We start from the raw sequence: 21,726 nt of genomic DNA, 5'->3' as shown, positions 1-21,726 counted from the left end.
CCAGTATATAACCCGTATCATTTTTTGATAATTAGGCTATTATTAAAATCATTTTCAAAAAATATTTGATATGTATCACCTCAAAGATCTTCATCTAGCCATCAGAATTGCCGATCTTCACAGCATCTCGGCAGCCGGTCGCGAGCTAGGCATGACGCCCGCAGCGGCCAGCGCAGCACTGCAACGACTGGAGAAGCAGATCGATTGTCAGCTATTCTCCCGCTCTACCCGCTCGATGAAACTAACCCAGGAAGGACAAGTATTTATCGAGACAGGCCGTCAAGCCCTAGAGTTACTGGAAGGTGCAAATGCGGCCTTGGCGGATAACCGAGGGGAGCTAAAAGGAGAGATACGTATCGCCTTGCCCTCAGATCTAGGGCGGAATCTCATCCGTGGCTGGCTGGATGATTTTGCCAATCAGGCTCCTGATCTGACCCTCACCCTCTTCTTTGGCGATCATATGTCAGATCTCATCAACCAGAACCTGCATCTGGCGCTTAGATATGGACAACTTGAAGACTCAAACCTTAAACGCCGTCAGCTAGCCATGACCCATAGGGTCGCCATAGCCTCCCCGGATTACCTCGCCAAGAGCGGAATACCCAAACACCCGAATGAACTCAATCAACATAAAATATTGATCCTCAATCGAGGTGGTGAACCTTGGAATAAGTGGCGATTCAGCCATAAGGGAGAAAGCTATGAGGCTCATGTCAGAGGCAATAAGAGCAGTAATGATGGCGCCGTCATTCGTGACTGGGCATTAGCCGGTGAAGGCATTGCCTATAAGAGTTGGTTGGATGTTGCCATGGATGTGCATCAGGGCAGACTGGTATTACTCTTTCCCGATCAGCTGGCCGAGGCAATCCCACTTCAACTGGTGTATCTGCAGACCGATTATCCAAGATTGAAAATTCGTAAAACCATAGACTTTATCATCGAACGCATTGATGCATTTTCCCGCACCTACCCCCTGTTAACTAACTAGTCCCTATCTTTATACGCCTTTAAACCTGCCACTTATTTAACTCCCCCTGCGACAGCTTGTCGCAGTTTGGCTATTAGCCTTTGTCAGTCGCTAACTTGACAGGCACAATCCGCCGCGAACCAAGATGGTCACATAAAACTACATACTCTATACACTAAGACGAATACTATGACCTTGCGCTTATCATTTATCTCACTCTCGATCTTTTCAGCTATATTCTCCTCTTCTCAGGCTTTCGCCGATGACGGTGACTTCGAAGTTATCGAAGTCACCGGCCATCACCAAGGCAGTTACAGTTCGGTTGTGGCCGATGCAACATCGCCTAAGGCCGATATTAGCGGCCTACTGGAAAAACTACCCGGCGCCGCCGTCAATGGCAATGGCCCGCTAACGGGCATAGCCCAGTATCGCGGGCTCTATGGCGACAGGGTCAATACCCAAGTCAATGGTGTTACCTTAGCCAGCGCCGGCCCTAATGCCATGGATACTCCGCTAAGTTATGCCAGCTTAGTCAACAGTGAACGCCTTGAGATGACGCGAGGCATAGCGCCTGTGTCAGCTGGTACCAACACCATAGGCGGCAGTGTCAAGGTCATAGAGTCTCAAGCCAGTTTCAATGAAGTCAGTGGTAAAGTCGCGGCGCAATATCAAGATAATGGCCAACGCGGTCATTTAGGTGCTAAGGCCAATATCGGTAACCAAGATCATGCCCTACTGGTTTATGGCGACATACTTAAAGGCAATGACAACACCATCTCAGGCAATGGCAGCGAGATCTCGCCAACGACATACGACAAGCAGATGTTTGGCGGTCAGTACCGCTTTAACTTAGGAGCATCGGGCTCAGATGATGAATCTATTGCCATAGGCTACCAGCACGTTGAAACCAGCGAAGCAGGCACTCCGGCTCTGCCTATGGATATCGATTTTATCCGTAGTGACAGGGTCAAGCTTGAAGGCGTACACGATATCTCAAACTGGGAGCTGAACTGGCACTTAGCCTACAGCGATGCAACACATGGCATGGATAACTTCAGCCAGCGCATGAAGATGCCGACCATGAATGCCAGATACAACAGCGCCGATAGCACCAGCTTCGACGGCCAAATATCTATAGGTAAAGACGCCTGGCTATTCGGTATCGATACTCAGCTTAGTGAGCATAATTCAGTGATCACCGACCCGACTATGGCCATGTTCCATGTCGATAACTTCAATGGTGTGAAGGATGATACCTACAGTGCCTTTGCTCAGTGGCAGCAAGATATCGGCCAGTGGAATTGGCAATTGGGTGCGCGGATTAAGCACTACAGCACAGATGCCGATGAAGTTGAGCACTCAATGGCGGGTAGCATGCCAGCGATTAAGATATTGATGGACAGATATAACAATGCCGACCGCTCTCAATCTCAAACAGGTGTCGATCTGGTTCTTAACGGTCGCTATCAAGTGAACAGTGAGCTGAGCTGGATCTTAGGCTTGGCCCGTAAACAAGCCAGCGCCAGCTACCAACAGAGATACCTCTGGGTGCCGATGCAATCAACCGGCGGCTTGGCCGACGGCCGCACCTATGTCGGCCAGATGGATCTGGATTTAGAAACGGCCTATCAAATCGAAGTGGGCGCAGATTACGCCAGTGGCGACTTCAGCTTCAGCCCACGTGTCTTCTTACACCGTATCGACGATTATATTCAAGGTGTTGCTGCAACAGATCCGGCAGTGATCATGGCGGCGCAGATGATGGGAGATGACAATCCAATGCAGTTTGCCAATGTCGATGCCCAGCTGTTTGGCATGGACCTCACTGCGACTTACCAACTTGGCGACAGCTGGAGTCTGGATATGAATGCCAGTTATGTCAGTGGCGAGCGCCGTGATATCGACGATAACCTCTATCGTATCTCCCCGCCTAAGGTCATTCTGGGATTGAATTACCAAAATGGTAACTGGCTAGCAAGAGTCGAAGGCCAGGGCGTCAGCGCTCAGAACAAGGTATCAGAGACACAATTTGAAGAAACCACTGCGGGTTATGGCCTGATGAATCTGTCTCTTGCCTATGATGCAGACAGCTGGATGGTCAAGGCTGGGGTAAATAACCTGTTCGATACTGAATATGAAGATCACTTAGCCGGTTATAACCGGGTTATGGGTGGTGATTTAATGGCGGGCGAACGTATGCCAGGCACAGGCATGAACGCTTGGTTGACGGGAGAATACAGGTTTTAAGCTTTAAATTAGGGAGCTTAGGCCTAGTTCCTAAGCTCTATAAGCTTTGTTTATTTTAGGGGTTTCCACTGCACTTTCCCTCCCCGAGCGATTCTCGTTTTACAGCGACATATCCTCGGGGATTTTTTATTTTCAAACACAAGTACAAACATCAAATACTGCCAGACATGATTACTAAGCCTTCATTGAGTCTTTTGTTGTTTACGGATCAACATCTCTTTATCGGCACTATCGAGCATAGACATCAGGTCTAGTTGTAAACCCATTTCCACATGACCGATGGAAACGGCATACTCAGGCAAGCCTACATTCGCGGCTCCGGCTACGATTCCTTTTATTATCCGCTGCTCTATCTTATGTAGATCATCGTCTTGTTCCATAACCACCAGAGCAACAAACTCATCGCCCCCCATCCTGCCAATCACATCTGTATGCCTTACACATTCCTCTAGCGTACTAGCCAAATGTTGCAGCACGTCATCACCGACATTATGACCGTAGCGGTCATTGATGGATTTAAAGTCATCTACATCGATATAGAGCAAGCCTAAGCGACCTTGAGTACGCTGTGCCAGCCTGATCCTTTGCTCGGCTAACACAGAAAATCCTCGCCGATTATTGATGCCGCACAGAGGGTCTGTGATGGCCAGCTTCTGCATCTGTTCATACAGGCCTAGCATGGACAGATCCGCCTCGAGAATATCTTTCAGATGGCGAATAAGCTCAAGATAAGTCTCTTGATAATCGGTCTGCTTAAAATCCATCACGCAGAAGGTGCCAAACACTTTACCATTAGGCCAAAAGACCGGCACCCCAAGATAGGACGTGAAACCATCCTTATATACTTCAGGATTGGTGTCCCAGCCGGGATCTATCTGGGCATTAGAGACGTATAGCTCTTCGCCAGTCTCGACTATCTTGCGGCAGAAAATATTCACCTCAGGCTCTATCACCACGCCAGCAGGATAAGGGTTAGATGCTTGCTCACTGGCAATGGCCACCTGAAAACCAGCAGAAGTATGTTGCACCAAGAAACCAGCCGGCGCATCGAAAAGCTTGGCCAGTAAGTTAACCGTTTTTTGCCATTTTTCGATAGAGATAAGATCGTTTGGGTTGTCGAGTAGGAACTTATCGGTTTCGAATACTGAACTATGAGTCATCTTATGCGACCCTCTATATACAAGCTGTCATTAAGATAAAGCTACAGCGAAACACGCTATAATCCTAGAAGAAATCAGTGGATTTACTGATACGAATAAAAAACAGACTAACCCGTTTAAACCGATACCGGTTTTTTCAATAATTTTCGTTGTAAAGTACGTCTATGCATCCCCAACTGCCGGGCTGTAGCGGAAACATTGCCCTTGTTGGCATTGAGCACCTGCTGAATATGCTCCCACTCCAGCCGCTTGGGGTTGAGAGGCTCTTCATCAATAGCCGAAATCGCCATAACCACGGGTGTCGCGTTAAGCGCATTAAGCAAGGTCTGCGTATCGACGGGTTTTGACAGGTAATTGTCTGCGCCCATACGAATGGCCTCGACGGCTGTGGCAATACTGGCATACCCAGTGAGTAACACCATAAGTACATTAGGTAGATACAGCCTTAAAGGCTCGATCAAAACCAAACCATTATCTTCGGCAAGTTTCATATCTAGCAGAATATGGCTAGGTTGAAACTGTCTGGCCAGCAGCAATCCCTGAGTCGCATCATGGGCTTGCTGACACTCGAACCCATGACGAGAGAGTCGTCTGGCCAGCACACCTGCAAAGGCCAAATCATCTTCAATGATTAATAGCTTGTTAATTTCAACCACTTAAGCCCCACAAAATTCGACTCTGATTCAGCATTAATTACGACCCGATTACCGGCAGTATGACTTCTGCCACTGCTCCACCCTCTTGATGAGAACCTAAAATCAAGGTTCCCCCTAGCCGCTCGAAGCTGGCATGGCTTAACATTAAGGCCATGCCCATACCTGAAGGACTCTCAATTAACTTATGACCCAATTGAGACATTAAGCCTTTTGGGATCCCGTCGCCGTAGTCTCGAACTCTGATCCTTAGGTTTAAGCTGTGCGGCTCAAGCGCAAACTCGATGCTAACTCTTTGCTCTGTTGTTTTTTCTTCGCTGGCTCGAGAGGCATTTTCTACCAAGGATAAAAGCGCGGGCAACAGGCTGGTATCAGTTTGAATATGAGAATCTTGAACTTCGGCATCGACAAGTAACTCAAGTTTAAGTTGAGGCATCAACAATGTCAGTTGCTGTCTAAGCATGGCAACCAGGTCGCTCACCTGAGCTTCAACTTGTTTTTGCTCTCTGATGGATTCCGTAGCCAGCCGCAGATCGGTTAAGGTTCGTTCGCATCTAAACAGCGCGGCCTCCATCTCTTCTACGGCTTGGTTGTCTGCGCCAAGCTCTTCCGAGACCTCGTCCACCAGTAAACGTAAGCTGGATAAGGGAGTCGCTAGCTGATGAGCCATCTGGGCAGAGGCAGTACCTAGTGCTAACAGTCTCTCTTGCCTAAGCTGAGCCTCTCTCATATAAGCCAGTTCCGCATCCTGCTTTCGCATACGCTTAGCAATAAAGGCCACACTTGTCGTCAGCACTAAAGATGAAATAACGAAGTTAAACCACATGCCTAAATAGTGAGAACTCATGTCCATGCCATGGTGCTGCATCTGACTCTCCGGCACAGCATATAACATCAAGCTATAGGCAAGTGTCGAGATGAAGGTCAGCGTCCAAGGAGCCCAACGAGGCAAGATCACCGCAGCTATGGCAATGGGGAGCAACAAAAGTGAGATAAAAGCGTTAGTGGCACCGCCGGAGAAATAAAGCCAAGTGATCCAGAAGGCTGTATCGAGCAGCAAAGCGACAAATAACCCAGAGTCCTTCGACATCAGGGGTTGCCTGATCGCGAACGTGACCGTCAGATAAGCGGCCTCTAACAGCAAGGCATAATTCAACGCCGGACTGAAGATAGACAAACCAAAGGTCTCGGCAGCAAAAAAGGTCAAGCCTAGCTTAAGCACGAAACCTAAGATACGCAGGAAGGCTAACTGATCCGAAGCTTTGATATGCGGCACTAGGCTCTTAGGCATAACGCACCTTAGATGGCAGTGATTGAGTATCACTATTTGAAGACTTCATAGAAAAATCATTAATCTAGATTCAAACCAATAGCCGATAGCGCAGCAGTGGACGCCTTCAAGGCATCGAAGACACCAGACTTGAAATCAACTTGTGAACTTATTCCCAGTAGAGCCAGCCTGTCACAATGTAAGCTGCAATCTTTAGGACGTTTTGCACTATCGGCAGGCTCACTCACTGGCACCAGATGATTAACATCCAGACCCAAGACCTCACCTATGGCCAATAACATCTGGTACTTACTCATGGTCTCTTTGCCGCTGAAATGATAGATACCAGACAGGTCAAACTTAGAAATGTTTAACTCGATCATCTTCTCGATAGCTAGGGCAATATCTTGTGTCGAAGTGGGACTGCGCACCGCCCAATGATCTACCTCTTGAGTCTGCTTATCCATTAACTGATTAAGCAATATCAAGATGGCGGATTCCGATACCTTCTCAACCTGCCCATAAAGAATAGGCAGTCTCAGTACGGCAAAGCCCTTAGAGGTTTCCAGCAATGCTTGCTCACCCAGCCATTTAGATTCACCGTAGAAGTTGACCGGATTTGGCTTATCGGACTCTGCATAATTTGGCGCTGTACCATCGAACACATAATCGGTAGAAATATAGATGACCCAAGTGCCATGCTTTCTTGCCGACTCGGCCAATGCCTTTGTCGCCCCTAAGTTCAAGGCCAGTGCCGCTTCTGGATCTTGCTCAGAAACATCCGGGCGACGCTCTGCGGCGCAGTGCACAATCACATCGGGTTGATGATGGCCAATAAACTCATCGACTCTTTCAGACTGGGTAAGATCTAACTTGTATATACCAGCTTGAACCCGGCTAAAACCGGTGGCGATAACTTGATGAACTTGGCTTGACTCAATCTGAGCCTTTACCGCCCGTCCCAACAAACCTGTCGCGCCAGTTATCATGATTTTAGCCATCTTATCCCCATACCTATCGTTGTATTTTACAGATTGGCTCAGTGTAATGATTTTCAAGTAGGAAGCACATGGATTTACACCAAGGCTTAATTAAGATTAATGTTGAATGTCTAACTTATTCAGTTTAATTGTGACTTATAACCCCAGCCTCTCTCACAAAGGTTTAACCGAGATTAATGTTGAATATCTAGCTTATTTAGTTTAATTGTGACTTATAACCCCAGCCGCTCTCACAAAGGTTTAACCGAGATTAATGTTAAATGTCTAACTTATTTAATAATGACTTATAACCCCAGCCATTCTCTCCCGGTATCACCTGCTCTCCGGTCAGGTATTCATACAAGGTCGGCGCCAGCGAGCCATTCTCCTCTATCTTGAGCGTGCTGACATTGGGCCCTATGGGAGTACCCCAGAAGCCGATGAAAGCATCCTTCTCAGAGAAGTCCTCTCCGGCATGACGACCGGGCACCTTAGTGTTGTAGCCTATGCCAGCCTTGGGAAACAGGTTAATCGTACCAGCATGATCTTCATCGTATAACCTGGCAATCTGATTCACCGAGTCGGGGCGAGGAGTGAAACGAGTCAAGTCGCGCCACTGCTCAACTGTGCACCATGAATTCACATCATCGGCTTTCGCCTGAGTGATACATAAGTTAATTAACTCAGAAAAGTGCTCAATATCAGCTTGAGAGGGAGTTTGTCGATACGAATTTAACTTCTGAGTATCCAGTAATCTAGCTGGCTTGCCCGTTAAGCTAATATAGAGCAGCTTATCTCCCCTACGCTCCACCAGCTCATCGAGCCGAACACCATCGCGATGGCCAACTAAACGCACCTGGCAGCCAGCCGAATTACATTGACGCTCCCTCAGCACCATATAATCCAGAGACTCAGACAGGCTGTTTGCCGTCTCTGTAACTATATCCAAAGTATCCGTTACTTTGGCGGCATTAATGGGCAGCCAGTGGGTCAAATCGTTATAAACAGGTTGAATTTCCCAGCCAGATTTAGCGTTGAAGAAGTCCATCATCATGTTGCCGCCAGCAGTAGAAGCCACAACCACATCTAAGCCTTTGTTACTCGCGTAATTAAGGGCATTGGTGATTTTCGGTCCTTCACCCTCATCGGAAGAGATCTTCTTTACCAGGAGGGGATAACCCAGTTTCCTAGACAAATTATCAAATACTTGCCTCTCGGGATTCAACGCATAAAAAACCGGAGTAAGTCCATGATCTCCTGCCATCCCCCACAAGGTTTGATCGTAAATCCCCGCATCTTTATAGACCTGTTCTGTCTGACCTAACCAGAAATCCAGTCGATTTAGCTCCCCGGTTGGCATGATAATCTCGTCACTGAAAGGCCCGGTGAAATGAGCGAAGTGATCAGGCCAGGGGTTATAGATCAAGGTATGATCCGGCATTCCTAGACCATCGAGTTTGGCAAGCTTCGAGATGGCCTGCTCAATCTTCCACTTCTTGGTTAATTTAGTGAACACATCAAGGAAGAAGATACCTTGATAACCGCGAATATCCTCAATTATCTCGGCTCGAAACTCCCTTAGTTTCACCTCGACCTTAGCCCGCTCCTGCAACTCCCTAATACAGCGCTTCTCGCCATAATCACGCTGGGCCTCACCGAAACCTAGATTGACTAAGCCATCGTAGCTGGTATGTGCATTCCAATCATATTGGCCGTTACAGTTGAGCGTGATCAGATAAGCTAAACGATCGAACATGGTTCTCACCCCATGACTCTCCATGAGGCGATCCAGTTGCAGGGCATCGTTGCCAAAGAAGTAATAGGCCCGATCTTGCTGGCGATCGACGAAATGGAAATTGGGGATCCCCGTACCTCCCTCGCCGGAGACCTTGGCCCCGGTCTTGATGATCGGCAGGTTTCGCACACTGATTGTCGGCGTAGAAGAGATACCTACCTGAGTAATAGACCTAGGATGCTCCCGATACAGGCGTTTGAAGAAGGGTAGATAATGTTGATCGCGATATTCACCCTCGGCAAGCACGGCCATAAACTTAACCTGCTGCTCATGTTCAGGCTGCTTAGTCGCCTCTCCCTTAGGCTTAACATCGGCTCCCTGTAGATGCATCTGATACGCACGGTGAATAAATGGCTTAGATTGATCCACCAGGCCTTCTACCAAACTTTGTTGCAGGCCATCGACCGTCACCTGCACCGAGTATCGACGCTGCTGCTGTGATTCTAAAAAGCCAATCAAGACATCACTGTTATCATCGAAGGTATCTTGCATCCAGGCATTTAATGCCTGCTCACGCTCCTTTTTAAACACAAACTGACGATAAGCCTTAAGAACATTTAACCGCACAAAATCAATCAGAGTGATGGTTAGAGCCTGAGCCTTATTATTAACCTTGCCCCTATTCTGCGGCTTATCATCTTCTATGATGGCGAGTACCGAGCTTTGCATCTCACCTTCATCCATGCCAGCCACAGCCTGGGACATGATCTCTATGATAATGGGCTGTATCTTATCGACTAAGTGTAAATCGGCAGCACTCCGAGTGAGATAGGTATATTTAGCAGGCACAGCATCCGTATCCTGCCACATACCGATATCGACCAGGGCATCATATATGGTCACCATAGATGCGATAAACTGACGGTCGGCTTTTATACCTTGGGCTTGGGTATTGCCCTGCTTAGCCGATTCTTGTTTAGTTAGGCTTTGGTCAGCCGAAGAGGAGCTTTCCTCCTTTACTCTATCGGCAGTCTTATTTTTTGTCGGCGAGGCAGCAAAATGGTAGAGACTGTGCTCGAACTTTTTAAGCTGATCTGCACCATAGACACTAGCCAAATGCTGTTTAAATTCATCTTCGCTACTCAGGCCGGTATATCTGTCGTAAAAACTATAGAGGAAATGACCAAGAGGAATCGCATAGCTAGGATCGCTAAGTTGGGCTATTACCCTAGCTTTGACTTTTTTATCCAGAGGAAGCGTTAAAATATAAGCATCGAGTGACACGCCGCCAATAGTGAACAGGGCTATATCTCGCGTCAACTTAGTAGAATAGCTGAGTGAAGATACAATCTGATCTCTCATTATCTCACTGGCATTAAATACACCGCCTATAACAGGGGTATCACCGATATCGGCCCAAGCAGAGGAACTTAACAAAGACACAGAAACAAGCGCCCATTTACCTAGCCCACGCCAATAAGATTTAGCACAAATATCCATATACAGATCATAACCACAAGAATCCCAGAGCGTGCAATGATTACATACTTCATCGACAACTCAAATCTTGGTTACGATCGTTAAGAAAAAGACGATTAATATTTTGCAAATCCATGGCTTTTGTTTAATCTGTGAACTCATAAATTGCGTCTGGGATCCATACTGAATATGCCCGCTGAACTCCCCTTAGTCCTTGCAGGTCCAACACTTCGCCATTGCGACCAAGATAATTTCACCCTGTGGTTCGTCAGCTCGGCACCTATGAATGAGCTGACCTTGCATCTAGGCGAGAAGAAGTTAATTCTAGGGAATGAACAGCGTCATGAAATTCGGCTCGGTAAACGTGCCTGGCAATATCTAATCCAGGTTAATCAGAACGAACTGCTAGCGGTAAATTCGGCAATTGAATACAGACTTGAAGATAGCCAACATGGCGCACTGTTTGAAAAAATCGCCCAGCTTAACTATGCGAATAAGATCACCCCTAAGTTTGTTATCAAGCCTGAGATAGATAACATGCTGCACGGCTCCTGTCGTAACCCCCATCATCATAGCGGTGATGCCTTAGTCGCTGCCGATACCAGACTAAGCCAAGATCTCAGTGTTGAAGCCAGGCCGTCGCTCTTGATGCTTAGCGGCGATCAGGTCTATGTCGATGACATTGCCGGACCCATGATCTATGCCATAGGCCAAGTGATTCAACTATTAGGATTACCCCAAGAGCAGTTCTCTGGTGCAGCCCTCAGCGAAAGCTCTGATATCAGTTATCATCCAGCAGCCCTGTATCAGCGACATAAAAACCTGTTGCCGAAGACCCAATATCAGGCGAAAACGGCCCTTAGGCGCTGGTATATCAATCATCCTATCTTCACCTCATCGTTAGCCGAGAATCATCTGATTTCTCTGGGTGAGATCATGGCGCTTTATCTACTGACATGGTCTCCCGAGCTTTGGGAGCAGATCGATATTCCTAAAGAGGTCGCGGGTCTGTCTGCTCTAAATAAGCTTCGCTGGGAAAAAGAGTGGCTGCATCTACTGGAATTTAAGGCCGGACTGCATCAGGTCAGACGCTTAATGGCACATCTGCCGACCTATATGATCTTCGATGATCACGACGTAACCGATGATTGGAACCTCACTGCCAAGTGGGAGGAAGCCGCCTACGGCCACCCCTTCTCTAAACGCATTATAGGCAACGCACTTATCGGCTATGCCCTGTTTCAGGGATTAGGTAATGCACCGCAGAAGTTTAAAACTGAGATAACCCCGCTAATCGATGCTTTTTTCTCTAAGCCCGATACAGACAAGCACGATCTATTGATCGATAAACTTCTCAAGTTTGACCACTGGCATTACAGCTTAAATACTTCGCCGAAAATAGTGGTGTTAGACACACGGACCCATCGCTGGCGCAGTGAATCAAATCTGGCTAAGCCGTCTGGATTAATGGACTGGGAAGCCTTGATGGAGTTCCAACATGAGTTGGTTGGTCAGAACAATGTCATCATAGTCTCGGCGGCGCCCATGTTCGGAGTGAAGCTTATCGAGACGATACAGCGTACAGCGACTATGCTGGGTGGTTCTCTACTGGTCGATGCCGAAAACTGGATGGCTCATCCGGGGACTGCTAATACCCTACTAAGTATTTTTCAGCACAGGAAAACACCGGAGCAATTCGTCATCCTGTCTGGCGACGTACATTACTCATTTGCCTATGACATTCGCATTCGCTTCAGAAAGGCTAGCCCCCAAATTTACCAGATCACCTGCAGTGGCCTTAAGAACCAGTTTCCGGAAAAGTTAATCCCTATCTTCGACAAGCTCAATGGCTGGCTATACGGCCACTTCTCACCGCTCAACTTTTTGACTAAGCGTAAGCGCATGTCTATTCGTGGCAGACGCCCCAATGGCGAACGCAGTAAGCGCTTGATGAATCAGAGTGGCATAGGCTTACTAAATTTAGCTAAGAATGGCGCGCCGACTAAGATAGGCGTACTGCATGCCGACATGAGTGAAACCCATTTCGACGCACCAAGAAAAGACTAGCTATCGGCTTATTTAACTGGAGCCTGAGACGGCATGCTCACAGGTGCAGAGACAGGCTGCTCGGTGCCAGGTCTTGGGTGATGGGCATACTCAGGGTTGGCATTGGGTGCCGATCTCGGGGCCCGGGTTGCGTTCGGGGCTTGACGTGGAGGATAGCTAGGGTCATTAATTGCTGAAGGTGCAGTATCAGGACTCGCCACAAAATCTGTCGCGTCGGACCCGCTCTCTTTCTCAGCTGCTGATTGCGCCGTCATTGAAGCTTGAGTCACTGCCTTTGGCGCACTCATAGAAACTGGCGCTACTGGCTTAGCTTGTTGTGCAACAGGAGATCTTGTTACATCTTGAGGAGAAGTCGCCTCAGCTGATTCAGGCTCAGAACTGAAGCTTTGGTAACCTATTGCAGCCACAACGGCGGCTGCGACTAATGTGATTGAGATCAGGGTCGATTTAGTCATTATTATTATCCTTTCTAGTTTTTGCTTACATACCACTAAACAAGAGCGACAGGCAGAGGTCTAAACCTCAACCGCATACTGAGGCTATATATTTATTGGGAACATAATCTTAGTGTCACTCCCTAGCCACTCCCTTATACAATAACCTTCACGTAACAAATCCAGCATAGAGTGAATCGATACAAAAAACAACGATTGAATATCTTATGCAATTACTGGAATGGCCATTTATAATCGAAACTGACCGAAACAGGTACCCCCTCAACCGCAAAAGGCAAAGTTTCATCTAAAGTGAGCGTCACTTTTAATGCAGCCTTCTCACCATCGAAGGGGCCAGAAAGTTGCTTAGGTATCTTAGTCACCAGCTCAGTAGGTTCTTCAATCATACCCCTGATATTTTGCCCGTTTGGCAGCTTAATTGTTGCCTGTTGGCCAATATCTACGTATTCGAGATACTTAGGATCCAGATAAGCCACTACCACAGGCTTATCTCTACCCGTTAGCCACAACAGGGGCTGGTTCTCATCTACCTGTTCACCAACCTGTACCAAAATGTCTTCTATCCTCCCGGTAAACGGAGCCATTATCTTCATCCCCGATTGTTTCGACTTTAGCCTGGCAAGTTGGGACTTAAGTTGGTTGCGGGTTTGAGTGACCACGCCAGCGATAGCCTGGATATGTTGTCGTTCAAGCTCATGTAACAGGTCGACCTTAGCTTGTTCTAATGCCATTTTAGACGCCGTATTGGCTTGCATAACCATGGCCATATCAGAGGTTGGCACGACTCCTCGCTTCTGAAAATTTTTATAGGTGACAAGTAATTCATCTTGGCGTTTTACCCCATCCTGAGCCACTTCTATACGTCTGCGTAGTCTTAGCAACACAGGCTCACCATCGAAGGATGCTTTTCCTTCTATTTCGAATAACTGCCGTGTAAGCTCTGCCACTTGGGCATCTAATTCCGGATCTGCTATCACCAGTAAATCACTGCCTTTCTCAACTTCAGGTGTCACCTGGTCTGCCACACTTTGTACCATTCCTTTACTGGGCGCCCTCATCTCCAATGGCTCGGCGGTGATAATTCCCGGAGCGAGTACGAATATATACGGCTTTGCCAATATCCAGCTCACCAAGAGCACAGGAGATATCACCAGAAACAGCAGCAAGTACCATCTAAATTTAAAGCCGCCCCGTTTAGCCCCCGAATACTTAACCTCGACGCCATTATCCACATCGGGTTTTTCAGCTTTAGGTGTCGCTTGGTAGTTTACTTTCATCTCAATATTCCTGCTTGATTCTCTGTCTTGTGGCTCTAATTAATAACTTATGATTCAAAATTTTCGTCCTCGTTTGAGCACCCACCATGGGGCCATGGAACTTTCTTCATGTGAACGTCTGACCAGCTCATTGATCAAGGCGAACAAACAAACCAGACGCATGAAAAGTGCATAAAAGGGATACAGGGGAAGCCAGAGTGCGAGCCTTAAATCTTGCTTCACCCGTTCTGAGATAGCCAACAACACCAAGAGGTAGAAAAACACTAACACCCCGAAATAGAGGCTATATATAACAGCGGATATTGACGCAATAAATTGCCACGGATAAAGCAAGATAATGCCTGCGCCGTAGAGCACTATTATGAAAGGCATCAAGACATTTTGTAAGAAACCATAGAATAAGGTGAATAAGAAAGTGCCCCAGCCTAACAATTTAGGCGTGAATGCCGGCCAATGTTTACGGAAGTATAGAAACAAGAGATCACCATCCCAGCGCAATCTTTGCATCACTAAGGTTTTGAGATCCGCAGGGGCATCCGTATGGCCAATCGCTAAGGTAGCAAATGGGATCTTCCAGTTCGGGTGTCGCTTGAAATACTGCTTAATTCTAACTGTCAAATCGAGATCTTCAGCCGTATGAGTATCCCAACCTCCAATCTGCATCAGAAACTCTCGTCTGAACACACCGAATGCACCAGAAATATTGTTAAGAAAGTTCCACTGAGCCAGCCCGGTTTTTCCTCCCTGCATGGAGATCAAGTATTCAATAGACTGCATACGAGTCCAGATAGACTCATTGATATTTCGAACTCTGAGCGCCCCGCCTAAGGCTGGCACGTTAGGATCTTCAAAGTAAGGGACAACTTGGTTGACCATATCATTATCAAATGATGTGTCTGCATCGGCATTGATAACAATCTCCCCCGATGCCATGCTTAAACCGGCATTAAGCGTGGAGACCCTCCCCCCCCGTTGCCATTTAGGCAACACGATAACCTTACGTTTTTCAGTCTTACAAGCCTTCGCGCAGGCCATCGCCACGCGATAGGTATCGGCATTTTGCACCGCACCATCTACGACTGCGATGATCTCAATCTCTCCATCGTAGGTCTGCTCGACAAAAGAGTCTATGGTCGACTTAACTGCATCTCCTTCGGCATAGCAAGTGATGACACAAGTCACCTTAGGCTTAAACAATGACGTTTTAGGTGGAATCATAAAAGTGCTGTAATACCAACGTAGGATGCCTCCTACGACAATGATCATCAGAGGCATCTCATACATAAGCACTAAAGGAATAAGCCAAACAAAGAAGACTAAGTGTTCTCCCAGCTGATACCAGATATCCAATGCAATATAGCTGACTGTATTAAACTCACTTAGCATCAGAGTGGTTCCGCACTCGCTAACTTGTCAGTTAACCATGCCTGAACATCATCACCCCAATTTTTATCGGGTAATGCGATAGCCCTAACCTTAACCTCAATATTAGAGGCCGTCAGTCTACTTTTCAGCTCAAAAATCTTGCTATAGATAACCTTAATTTGATCTACTTCAGTGAATGGCAAGAACAAGAGTAGGCCATGCTCAGTCGAGTAGGTGCACGCATCAGTGGTACGAATTGTACTGCGGATCCTTTCCAGCAACGCATCGAGATGAGCGAATCCCTTAGCTTCTCCTTCTTGGGTAAGAAACTCATTGAGGTTTAACATTTGAAGCGACACTATCGTATGATCATGTCCATGACGAATGGCTAACTGGTTCTGCCAATTGATCAACCAATCGAACTGAGTATTGGTCATAGCATCGCCAGGTACCAAGGCAAATAGCCCTTGATCTTTTCCCTGACGAACCAGACGCCTGCCACCCGTTTCAAGACAATAATCATAAATATTACGCACTTGCAGATCAGACAGCTTATTATGAATCTTGCAATGTAGGCACTCGGCCTCCACATTGGCTTCAATAAAAAGAGAGTCGCAGCTGCTACAGTGCTGATTTTCAATGGGCCTGTCATAATCGACACCAATATGACGCAGGTCTTGCAAACAATTAGGACACGAAAGCCCTAGCTGCTTCTTAAAACTATCCTGCTTGCCTATATGGCCACAATTAAAACAATGTAAGCTTGACTGCATTTCAATCTCAATGCTTTGGCATTGAGGGCAAGTATCTATGTAGTTAAGGTGGCCTGATTGGCAAGCATCACAAAAACGAACTCGATTAATTAATCTGCTCGACTCAATCCAACCTTTACGTTGCAGTGATATCAACCAAGAAAAGCTCTCTTCGGGGGCCATTTCCCAGGAACTAAGTAAGGGGTAATTAAATAGCGTTCTAGTGGAGGGAACACTGTGAGGCGTTAGAGTGAACTCTGGATGTAACCAAAGATATACCAGTAACTTATAAGCAATATCATCAAAATAGCGCAGTTTGACCTGCTGCCTCCGAGACTTATACGTTTGATACTGCTGGTCATAGTCTTCATTCCATATCCCGTTAGCAAGGTAAGGAGATAGCACACTCTCCTGCAAAACTAAGATCAGACAATGAGAGGTTAACTCATGATGGCGTAATGTCATCAGCACTTCATCTTGTGCTTCATCTTGCATAGACAACACGATTAAATCTGGCGTTAATTGCTCAACAAAAATTTCACTCGATGAACTGAAATATTCAAATCTGGAGTCGGGCAATTTAGGTTGTTCCTGACCTAACCAGAGTAATACCTCCTGGTCTAGATCTTCTTCATTACTCTTTCCCTTGACCAACATAAAATACCGCCTACTTCTAATAAATTTTTACTACAAATCTAAGCATAGATAACCAAGCCATATTTAGGCTCACTAGAGAACACTTTTACAACAAAATACCAACACTACCGACAACCAAACACCAAAAAACCAACAAGTGAAGTTTATTATTTTCTCTTGTATCGATTTTGTGGTTTTATTAGCTACAAAATCGTGATAGGTGCAGCATTTTATTTCAGTAGCAGGTGACGTACAACCGAGATGAACAAGGATTAATCAAACTGATAAATGAGAGAAGGCAGAGGGAGAAGGAGAGAAAGTAAACTCAAAAAGTCATTTCAATAGGTATGTGATCCCGTCGACCTGAATATCATGGGGCTGCGAAGTCAGAGGATCGTTAAACTTCAATCGCTTAGCCACTAGTTTTAATGGACGGGCATAGTCATCAGCAGACTTAGGCTGTAAATTTGGATAGCAAGTATCATTGAGTATGGGCATGCCTAAACTTTGCATATGTACTCTTAGCTGATGAGTGCGTCCCGTAATAGGAGATAAGTCAAAAACACCTATTTCATTTATCACCTGAATCAAGCTGATCTCTGAATGGGTATTAGGCTCTCCCTCGACCACTTTCATAGTAAAGGATGGCTCACCTTTCACCATGCAGTTTTTCACCGTCCAATGGATCGGAAGCACCAAGTCACCAGCTTGATAGCGAGCCAACAGCTCGGGAGTTAATATAGCTAACGCTTGATATTCTTTGGTTATTTGATGATTCTTAAACAGATCGTGATACTGAGTACGTGCCTCGGGATTGAGGACCATAAGCACTATACCCGCCGTCGCTCTGTCTAGCCTGTGAGCGGGCACTAGTGTCTCAATACCGGTTTTAAGCCGTAATCGATTAACTAGACACTCATTAACGAAATTACCACTGGGGTGAAGCGCCAAAAAGTGAGGTTTAAAGGCTAATATGATCTGCTCATCCCGGTAGAGAATCTTCTCCTCGAAGGGCACCTTAGCCTCAGACTTGACCTCACGGTAATAATAGACTCGCGCTCTGGGTTTGAAAGCTGTGCCTAACTCGATAAGAGAGCCATCTTGCCAATGCACCTTGCCATCAATAATACGCTCTCGCCAAATCTCACTTCCAACCTGTTCGAAACGTTCGACAAGAAAGCTCAGTACGGTCGGTTTATCGGTCACATTTTCAGGAAGTACCACATAGGAAGCCTGAGAGGCACGAACGGATGAAGGCATGTTAACTCTAGTAAGATCAGCATAAAGACAGGGGGATTTTAACAGAAAAGCTGCTACGAAAATGCGAGTTCGGCTATGAAACGCTTCCGAGGACGGGTTTCACCCTGCTAGAACGGCTGAGAAGCGCCTCCGAGGACGTCGCTTTGCGACTGCGAGGAAAAGAAAAGTCAGAAGATGAAAAGCTTTTGCTTTTAGCTCGCAGCCAACTTGTCGGCGTCCTAGAAGTGAGCTTGCGAACGCTCTTGACGCGAAACGTTCTCGAAGCGCAGCGGCCTCGCACATTAGTCCGCGTGCGATTTGATCAGCTCAAGCACGAAGTTCATGGTCTTGTGGCAATCGGGTTGATTCAACAAAACTTGCTTATCTTTGCTATACAAGGGAAGCACCTCGAGCCAACGCTGGCTGACCCAGGTCGCATCATCGAGATGTAGATTGGAATAGAGGCCAAATAGATCAGGATTCACTTCATAAAACTGCTCTAAAGCTGCACTGATCAATTCAAACTCTCCTCTTATTGGCTCTTCGCACCAATTACTACCAGGCAAGGTTTTAGATATCCACACACCATCACTTTTCTGAGCCGCAGATAACACCTTCACTCTCTGCTTTCCTTCCAGAACTATGCCTAATGAATCATCATCGAGTAGGTTGAAATCGATGATTTCACACTGAGTGGCATTGGGATAACAGGGAGGCTTACCGTTGGGCAGCAACATCCCGAAAGCTAATGGATACTTACCTTTAAGCACATCCGCAATCACCTTTAAATATGCTGGGCCCACGATTCTAATTTCGAGTCTGCCATCGGGCAATAACACGGCATCACGCGTGATTAACGCCATCTCCTGTGTTCGCATCGTAACCTCCTGCCTAAGGCTAAGTGACTGACAAAAAGCGCTGTCTCTCTCGAATTTGGAAACTGCCAAGGCAATATTCCTAAAGTGTAGCAGTTGCAGAATTAACTGCTAATTGAACAAGTTTGAGCCTTTATGAAGACAAAGTAAGGCTAAAGTCAGTTTTTGTTGCCTAATCCCAACACTATTTACGGCACTCAAGCTAGACTATTCCTTCACTGTATTAGACACATATTAGCCAGTATTTGTTGCAATAGAGTATGGCGAAGTTAATAGAAAGGCTCGAGACGGTCCATAATAGCCCCCCGAGCCATCACCTCAGCAAACTCATCCGCTAACACCTCACTCATAGTGATAGTCCTATGCCAATATGCCATTCTTTCCTCGCTGCAGAGATATTTAAAATCACTACGATCGGGTAATTTCCCATAGGGTAAAGAGGCTAGATACTCATCACTGGGCACCACTATCAGTGCATTGTGATAGTTCGTTTTCGCCTTGCGCCAAGGCAAAGATTTATCGAACCAGCCAGGAGTAATTCTAGAATAGAAATGAGGGTAGATTGTCAGGCCTTCAGCATGTGAAAGCGGCAAATCGAAATGGTAATCTGTGATGCCACCATCATAATAATGCCCCCGCGGCGCTCCGGAGATATCGGTGACTGGTGCCAGCACCCAAGGAATAGACCCAGTAGCTAATAATACCTGAGCAATATTATCTTCACTCAAGCCTATATGCTTACTGGGAAGATCGTTAAGCGTATTGAAGGGAGAACTTGCATCAAACGAACTAAATAGAAACCGCTCAAAATTAAACCCTAGCGAGCGGCGGCTAATCAGGTTTGCCGTCGCCGTGGTAGCGAGACCTAAGCCTAATGCTAGCCTGCTCGATAAACGGTTTAGATGTTTCCCTCGGCATGCTAAAAAATGACTCTTGATTATCTGGTGTCCGACGATATCTCGCCCCGCCTCATCACCCAGCAGACCACTAATAATTACCTTAACCTGATCCGATACATCTTGGGCAGTCGGCTTAATATCATATCTTTGGCCTATATATAGCTCCTCTAAGCGGGCATAAGCAGATAAAGGATTATCCTGAGCTAAACAGGCCAATCGCCATGCGCCAGACGAAGCACCTAAGGTGTGCAGAGGCTCTTCTCTATCTTTAAAAAACTCACCAAATAGGTATTTATCTAGCCCGGCTATGCCAATCCATTTAGGACCACCGGATGCCGCCAGCAGTTGAGAAAATAACTCAGGTTTAAGACCTCTCTGTTCGATCTTTTGGTATGCGGTCGGTCCCGCGAGGAAGCGCAATGCAGGCAAATCAATTACTCCAAAAAATATTTATGTGACATTATTTAACAAAAGTTAACTTTTTAAAATAGAGGCGCTAATATAGCTTATAGGATAGAAAACTCTTGATAAGGAATATCAAAGATGGAAGACACCAAGATTCGCCCCTTCAAAACCCTATGCATGATCATAGGAATTGTCTCAACGGCCTACATATCATACATTATTAAGGTCAGCTCTTTCGACTCAGGCTGGGATCTTGTAGTGCCGCTACTGTTTATCTGCACCTGCATCAGTTGGATATATTTTATCTGGCAACAACAGATACAATTTACCGCTAATTCAGTTAAATTTATTAAGCTTTCTCTAGAGAGTGATTGGGGGCCAGCAAAAAACCTGTCAGTCAAATATGATGAGATCAACTCGGTACGTTTACTCGGTGACCAGCTGTATATCCACGCCACCAAGGGCAAGATAAGTTTTCCACTAAAGCCTAAGTCAAAAATAACTAAACAACTGAAAGTGGCTTTCGAGAAACGAAATATTCCTTTTGAGATAAAATCTTGCCTAATACCTAATACCTAATACCTAATAAATAGACGCTAAATACTTGGCGCTAGCACCTTAAGTCCTTTATTTATCTAAACCATGACTCTCCTGTGCTCTGATTTATTACTGCTCTTGTATAAAATGGCATGAACGCTAAACTCGTGCCATAAATAGCAAACTAGTCAGAGTCCAATATGATCGTCGACACCTTAAATAACAAAGACCTTTACTCACATATCAGCCCACGAATAGCAGCAGCTTTAGCTCATTTAGCCGAGACAGACTTCACCAAAGTGGATATCGGTAACTATGAACTCGATGGTAAAAACCTCTTCGTTATCGTCAATGACTACGAGACTAAACCCAGAGAAGTTGAACCCTTTGAGGTCCACCAGCAGTATATCGACGTGCAATATGTGGTGAGTGGTGAAGAGGAGTTCGGCTACCTTCCGTTAGCAGAACAGACACCCTCAAAACCCTACTTTGCCAAGCATGATTACGCCGAATTCGATTATGAGAACAATAAAAGTGAAGCTGCTTTTATCCCATTTAAAGCCGGCATGTTTGCCATTTTCTTCCCCCAAGACATGCATATGCCCGGTACTAGCACATCGCCTCAACGAGTACGTAAAGTCGTAATAAAAGTAAAAATATAACTTAAACGGCGATTTCACCCGAATCCCTACGAGACATCAAAGCTGTACAGTTTAATAGCGACACTG

Annotated in this window: 17 protein-coding genes; 5 read left to right on the top strand and 12 right to left on the bottom strand. The window is 46.2% G+C overall.

The genetic code is table 11. The features are described from left to right. Nucleotides 1–70: 70 nt before the first annotated feature. Both FS373_RS26935 and FS373_RS26930 read left to right on the top strand, forming a co-directional pair. Nucleotides 71–988: a LysR family transcriptional regulator gene (locus FS373_RS26935; protein WP_144048143.1), complete on the top strand. Its 918-nt coding sequence runs from the start codon at nucleotides 71–73 to the stop codon at nucleotides 986–988. Between the two features lie 168 nt (nucleotides 989–1,156). Beyond that, a complete protein-coding gene (locus tag FS373_RS26930; RefSeq protein WP_144048144.1) occupies nucleotides 1,157–3,214 on the top strand; it encodes a TonB-dependent receptor in 2,058 nt (685 codons plus the stop codon). Between the two features lie 182 nt (nucleotides 3,215–3,396). Here the strand turns inward: FS373_RS26930 and FS373_RS26925 are convergent, their stop codons facing one another. The 5 genes from FS373_RS26925 to FS373_RS26905 all read right to left on the bottom strand — a co-directional run bounded on the left by FS373_RS26925 (nucleotide 3,397) and on the right by FS373_RS26905 (nucleotide 10,512). After that, nucleotides 3,397–4,374 carry a sensor domain-containing diguanylate cyclase gene (locus FS373_RS26925; RefSeq protein ID WP_152830993.1) on the bottom strand — a complete coding sequence of 326 codons (978 nt, stop codon included), beginning with the start codon at nucleotides 4,372–4,374 and terminating at the stop codon, nucleotides 3,397–3,399. 116 nt (nucleotides 4,375–4,490) lie between these two features. Beyond that, nucleotides 4,491–5,021, bottom strand: coding sequence for a response regulator transcription factor (locus tag FS373_RS26920; protein WP_144049120.1), 531 nt, complete (start codon nucleotides 5,019–5,021; stop codon nucleotides 4,491–4,493). A gap of 46 nt (nucleotides 5,022–5,067) precedes the next feature. Beyond that, nucleotides 5,068–6,318 (bottom strand): sensor histidine kinase, encoded by a 1,251-nt coding sequence (locus tag FS373_RS26915; RefSeq protein ID WP_152830992.1) that lies wholly within the window; start codon nucleotides 6,316–6,318, stop codon nucleotides 5,068–5,070. Nucleotides 6,319–6,377: 59 nt separating this feature from the next. Beyond that, nucleotides 6,378–7,298, bottom strand: a complete 921-nt coding sequence (locus FS373_RS26910; protein ID WP_152830991.1) for a dTDP-4-dehydrorhamnose reductase family protein — start codon at nucleotides 7,296–7,298, stop codon at nucleotides 6,378–6,380. A 256-nt stretch (nucleotides 7,299–7,554) separates the two neighbouring features. Next, the gene (locus FS373_RS26905) at nucleotides 7,555–10,512 is read right to left on the bottom strand and encodes an alkaline phosphatase family protein (protein WP_152830990.1); all 2,958 of its coding nucleotides are present in this window, start codon (nucleotides 10,510–10,512) and stop codon (nucleotides 7,555–7,557) included. Nucleotides 10,513–10,680: 168 nt separating this feature from the next. Between FS373_RS26905 and FS373_RS26900 the strand changes: the two genes are divergently transcribed. Further along, nucleotides 10,681–12,558 carry an alkaline phosphatase D family protein gene (locus FS373_RS26900; RefSeq protein WP_152830989.1) on the top strand — a complete coding sequence of 626 codons (1,878 nt, stop codon included), beginning with the start codon at nucleotides 10,681–10,683 and terminating at the stop codon, nucleotides 12,556–12,558. Between the two features lie 8 nt (nucleotides 12,559–12,566). On the opposite strand, the gene FS373_RS26895 is transcribed toward FS373_RS26900, so the two are convergent. The 7 genes from FS373_RS26895 to FS373_RS26865 all read right to left on the bottom strand — a co-directional run bounded on the left by FS373_RS26895 (nucleotide 12,567) and on the right by FS373_RS26865 (nucleotide 20,485). Then, the gene (locus FS373_RS26895; protein WP_152830988.1) at nucleotides 12,567–13,013 is read right to left on the bottom strand and encodes a hypothetical protein; all 447 of its coding nucleotides are present in this window, start codon (nucleotides 13,011–13,013) and stop codon (nucleotides 12,567–12,569) included. A gap of 212 nt (nucleotides 13,014–13,225) precedes the next feature. Then, a complete protein-coding gene (locus FS373_RS26890; RefSeq protein WP_144048150.1) occupies nucleotides 13,226–14,290 on the bottom strand; it encodes an HlyD family secretion protein in 1,065 nt (354 codons plus the stop codon). Nucleotides 14,291–14,344: 54 nt separating this feature from the next. Then, complete coding sequence (locus tag FS373_RS26885; protein WP_152830987.1) at nucleotides 14,345–15,676, bottom strand: glycosyltransferase family 2 protein; 1,332 nt, start codon at nucleotides 15,674–15,676, stop codon at nucleotides 14,345–14,347. Next, nucleotides 15,676–17,064, bottom strand: a complete 1,389-nt coding sequence (locus FS373_RS26880) for a hypothetical protein (protein WP_152830986.1) — start codon at nucleotides 17,062–17,064, stop codon at nucleotides 15,676–15,678. Before FS373_RS26880 ends, FS373_RS26885 begins: the two co-directional genes overlap by 1 nt. A 312-nt stretch (nucleotides 17,065–17,376) precedes the next feature. Further along, complete coding sequence (locus FS373_RS26875; protein WP_144048152.1) at nucleotides 17,377–18,303, bottom strand: pseudouridine synthase; 927 nt, start codon at nucleotides 18,301–18,303, stop codon at nucleotides 17,377–17,379. Nucleotides 18,304–18,584: 281 nt separating this feature from the next. Next, a complete protein-coding gene (locus tag FS373_RS26870) occupies nucleotides 18,585–19,160 on the bottom strand; it encodes an LON peptidase substrate-binding domain-containing protein (protein ID WP_144048153.1) in 576 nt (191 codons plus the stop codon). Between the two features lie 266 nt (nucleotides 19,161–19,426). Next, on the bottom strand, nucleotides 19,427–20,485 hold the full coding sequence (locus tag FS373_RS26865; protein ID WP_152830985.1) for a patatin-like phospholipase family protein: 1,059 nt from the start codon (nucleotides 20,483–20,485) through the stop codon (nucleotides 19,427–19,429). A 114-nt stretch (nucleotides 20,486–20,599) separates the two neighbouring features. Here FS373_RS26865 and FS373_RS26860 point away from each other — a divergent pair, with 114 nt between their 5' ends. Both FS373_RS26860 and FS373_RS26855 read left to right on the top strand, forming a co-directional pair. Next, nucleotides 20,600–21,040, top strand: a complete 441-nt coding sequence (locus FS373_RS26860; protein ID WP_144048155.1) for a hypothetical protein — start codon at nucleotides 20,600–20,602, stop codon at nucleotides 21,038–21,040. 158 nt (nucleotides 21,041–21,198) lie between these two features. Further along, nucleotides 21,199–21,660 (top strand): YhcH/YjgK/YiaL family protein, encoded by a 462-nt coding sequence (locus tag FS373_RS26855; protein ID WP_144048156.1) that lies wholly within the window; start codon nucleotides 21,199–21,201, stop codon nucleotides 21,658–21,660. The last annotated feature ends 66 nt before the right edge of the window (nucleotides 21,661–21,726 follow it).

Source organism: Shewanella sp. YLB-07, assembly GCF_009377275.1.
The sequence above is the reverse complement of the archived record's forward strand: the minus strand, read 5'-3'. Positions and strand labels throughout refer to the sequence as shown.

Coding starts and splice junctions, on each gene's coding strand:
- FS373_RS26915 (WP_152830992.1), bottom strand. CDS start 6,318: ATGCCTAAGAGCCTAGTGCCGCATATCAAAGCTTCGGATCAGTTAGCC.
- FS373_RS26855 (WP_144048156.1), top strand. CDS start 21,199: ATGATCGTCGACACCTTAAATAACAAAGACCTTTACTCACATATCAGC.
- FS373_RS26880 (WP_152830986.1), bottom strand. CDS start 17,064: ATGTTGGTCAAGGGAAAGAGTAATGAAGAAGATCTAGACCAGGAGGTA.
- FS373_RS26870 (WP_144048153.1), bottom strand. CDS start 19,160: ATGCGAACACAGGAGATGGCGTTAATCACGCGTGATGCCGTGTTATTG.
- FS373_RS26930 (WP_144048144.1), top strand. CDS start 1,157: ATGACCTTGCGCTTATCATTTATCTCACTCTCGATCTTTTCAGCTATA.
- FS373_RS26900 (WP_152830989.1), top strand. CDS start 10,681: ATGCCCGCTGAACTCCCCTTAGTCCTTGCAGGTCCAACACTTCGCCAT.
- FS373_RS26905 (WP_152830990.1), bottom strand. CDS start 10,512: ATGGATATTTGTGCTAAATCTTATTGGCGTGGGCTAGGTAAATGGGCG.
- FS373_RS26935 (WP_144048143.1), top strand. CDS start 71: ATGTATCACCTCAAAGATCTTCATCTAGCCATCAGAATTGCCGATCTT.
- FS373_RS26925 (WP_152830993.1), bottom strand. CDS start 4,374: ATGACTCATAGTTCAGTATTCGAAACCGATAAGTTCCTACTCGACAAC.
- FS373_RS26910 (WP_152830991.1), bottom strand. CDS start 7,298: ATGGCTAAAATCATGATAACTGGCGCGACAGGTTTGTTGGGACGGGCG.
- FS373_RS26890 (WP_144048150.1), bottom strand. CDS start 14,290: ATGAAAGTAAACTACCAAGCGACACCTAAAGCTGAAAAACCCGATGTG.
- FS373_RS26895 (WP_152830988.1), bottom strand. CDS start 13,013: ATGACTAAATCGACCCTGATCTCAATCACATTAGTCGCAGCCGCCGTT.
- FS373_RS26875 (WP_144048152.1), bottom strand. CDS start 18,303: ATGCCTTCATCCGTTCGTGCCTCTCAGGCTTCCTATGTGGTACTTCCT.
- FS373_RS26860 (WP_144048155.1), top strand. CDS start 20,600: ATGGAAGACACCAAGATTCGCCCCTTCAAAACCCTATGCATGATCATA.
- FS373_RS26885 (WP_152830987.1), bottom strand. CDS start 15,676: ATGCTAAGTGAGTTTAATACAGTCAGCTATATTGCATTGGATATCTGG.